The following is a 2,465-nucleotide window of genomic DNA, read 5'->3' as shown; positions in this document are numbered from 1 at the left end:
ATATATGATGATGGGAGTAATAATTAAATATTTATCTAGTATATAATTAAAAGACCGAAGTAGTTTTATTTATAAACTATCTCGGTCTTTTTAAATAAAATTATTATTAATGATATACAGATGGGGTATTTTGAGATTGTTGATATATAAATGAGAAATCATCTTTATTAATCCAGCCTCTACAATTATAAGGGCTATCAATAGGTAAATTTACATAGAACCAAGTGTTATTGTTTATAATTGCACTATCTAAAATTTTAACCTCCATTTTTATATCTAATACTTTAATTTTAGGTGAATCTATAATTGGAGCTAAGAAAACAGTAGTATTATTATTTGTTATAGCTCTATTAGCGGTAGGTGTCAAAAATTGTACATTTATATTTTGATTTTTAGTTAAAGCATTCCTATATTCATTTCTAATATTATTAAACTGATTAGAAGTTCTTAATATTCTCTTTTTTGCTATAGTTAATTTTTTTTCATAATAAAAATACATAAATGCGATAATAAGTATAAGTATTAAAAATATAAAGTATTTCAAGTGTACCTCCAGAATAAATATTATATAGTATATTTATATTGAATTAGCAATAAAAAATAACCTAAAATTTAATCCTTATATAATTAACTGTGTTAAAAATATTTATATAAATTTTAGAAAAGTATTTGACATAATATAATATTATATGTATAATCAAAATTGTTGAGGCTCGATAGCTCAGTCGGTAGAGCAGAGGACTGAAAATCCTCGTGTCCCTGGTTCGATTCCTGGTCGAGCCACCAGGAAAGCAACTTACTATAGTAAGTTGCTTTTTTTATGTTATTAAAAATAAAAAAAGATTTATTCAAACTTTTTAAGGGGTTAAATTAAATATAAAAAGAAGTATAAAATAACTCTTTACAAAGTATAATATATGCAGTAAAATTAAATTGTAATAAATTTCATTTATTGTTAAGTTTAATTTAAGAGATAATTAATAATTAGAGTATATAATTTATTTATAGATAATAAGGGGGAAGAGATATGATAGATAAAATAATACTTTCAGATCAAGATTATGAATATTTGACAAAAGGAATAGCTTGTGGAGTTGGAGTAGGAACTATAGTTGGGTTATTATTAGGAAATGTCATTTTAGGTTTTGCATCCGGAGGCGTTGTTGGAATTATCGTATCTTTTATATATTCATATTATAAAAAAGTAAGAAAAAATAAAAAGATAACTAATTGAAATTATATAAAATAATTAGAGTGGGTTAGAACAAAAAGTTCTAACCCATTTTTTATATGTTTTCTATTTGCCAATCAATAGGGTCCTTATTAACTGAAATTAAAAAATTATTAATTTTAGAAAAGGGCTTACTTCCCAAAAAGCCTCTAGATGCCGATAATGGACTTGGATGAACAGAAGAAAGAATTAAATGTTTTTTATTAGTAATTAATTCTTTCTTTTTAATTGCATTATTTCCCCATAATAAAAATACAACAGGATCATCCTTTTCGTTAACCAAAGAAATGATTTTATCGGTAAATACTTGCCATCCTATATTTTTATGTGAATTAGCTTCACCAGCTCTAACAGTAAGAGAGGTATTTAGCAATAATACTCCTTGATCAGCCCATTTTTTTAAATAACCATTATTAGGTATATAACAGTCCAAATCAGAATTTAACTCTTTATATATATTTAGTAATGAAGGCGGAGTTTTTACACCAGGATTAACAGAAAAGCTTAGACCATGAGCTTGCCCTGGACCATGATAGGGGTCTTGACCAAGTATAACAACCTTTATATCTTTATATGGTGTAAAATGTAAGGCATTAAATATATCATACTTATCAGGATATATTTTTTTTGTTTTGTATTCTTCTATTAGAAATTGTCTTAGAGTTTGATAATATTCCTTACTAAATTCATTTTCTAAAAGTTCTTTCCAATCATTTTTTAATATATTTGACATTGTAATCACTCCAATTTAAATATAACTTTTTAAAACATATATTAATATTAGATAATTATAACACAAACGCTACCTAGTATATCAATAATAGAAAAATAAAGAAAAAACAAGAAAAAACAAGTAATATTGAATATATTTGAATAAATTAAGAAAATAATGATAATAATAAAAAAAGAATAGTGATATTATAAATCTCGTCGCAAGTGACAAAAACAAACATAGTAAATGAATGTTAGAGTTAATGTGACAAAGTAATTTCTTCAAATTACGAAATGTTAAAAACTTTTTCAAAAAAGCTGTTGACAGTAGTCGGAAGAAATGATAAGATAAGGAAGTCGCTTCGGCGCGACAGAGTAAATGGTCTTTGAAAATTGAACAGAATATAGTTAAAGTAAACCAGCAATTCTTTTGAGAGTCTTAAAACAAGACTCAAAGTAATTTGAGCAAATGATTAAACTTTTTAGTGAGAGTTTGATCCTGGCTCAGGACGAACGCTGGCGG

General features: G+C 25.4%; 3 protein-coding genes and 1 tRNA gene. 2 read left to right on the top strand and 2 right to left on the bottom strand.

Annotation, left to right across the window (positions count from 1 at the left end):
- Positions 1 to 106: 106 nt before the first annotated feature.
- The gene (locus tag I4V51_RS20680; RefSeq protein WP_243281592.1) at positions 107 to 544 is read right to left on the bottom strand and encodes a hypothetical protein; all 438 of its coding nucleotides are present in this window, start codon (positions 542 to 544) and stop codon (positions 107 to 109) included.
- A 166-nt stretch (positions 545 to 710) separates the two neighbouring features.
- Between I4V51_RS20680 and I4V51_RS20675 the strand changes: the two genes are divergently transcribed.
- Positions 711 to 786: transfer RNA gene (locus I4V51_RS20675), tRNA-Phe, on the top strand.
- A gap of 241 nt (positions 787 to 1,027) precedes the next feature.
- Positions 1,028 to 1,234, top strand: coding sequence for a hypothetical protein (locus I4V51_RS20670; protein WP_195990320.1), 207 nt, complete (start codon positions 1,028 to 1,030; stop codon positions 1,232 to 1,234).
- A gap of 52 nt (positions 1,235 to 1,286) precedes the next feature.
- Here the strand turns inward: I4V51_RS20670 and I4V51_RS20665 are convergent, their stop codons facing one another.
- On the bottom strand, positions 1,287 to 1,964 hold the full coding sequence (locus I4V51_RS20665) for a uracil-DNA glycosylase (RefSeq protein WP_195990319.1): 678 nt from the start codon (positions 1,962 to 1,964) through the stop codon (positions 1,287 to 1,289).
- Between the last annotated feature and the right edge of the window lie 501 nt (positions 1,965 to 2,465).

The organism is Clostridium sp. D53t1_180928_C8, from assembly GCF_015667795.1.
Lineage (GTDB): Bacteria > Bacillota > Clostridia > Clostridiales > Clostridiaceae > Clostridium.
Note: the sequence above shows the minus strand (reverse complement) of the source record. Positions and strands in the feature narration are given on the sequence as shown.

Excerpts from the sequence above, each read along its gene's own strand:
- I4V51_RS20670 (WP_195990320.1), top strand. The coding sequence starts at position 1,028 with ATGATAGATAAAATAATACTTTCAGATCAAGATTATGAATATTTGACA.
- I4V51_RS20665 (WP_195990319.1), bottom strand. The coding sequence starts at position 1,964 with ATGTCAAATATATTAAAAAATGATTGGAAAGAACTTTTAGAAAATGAA.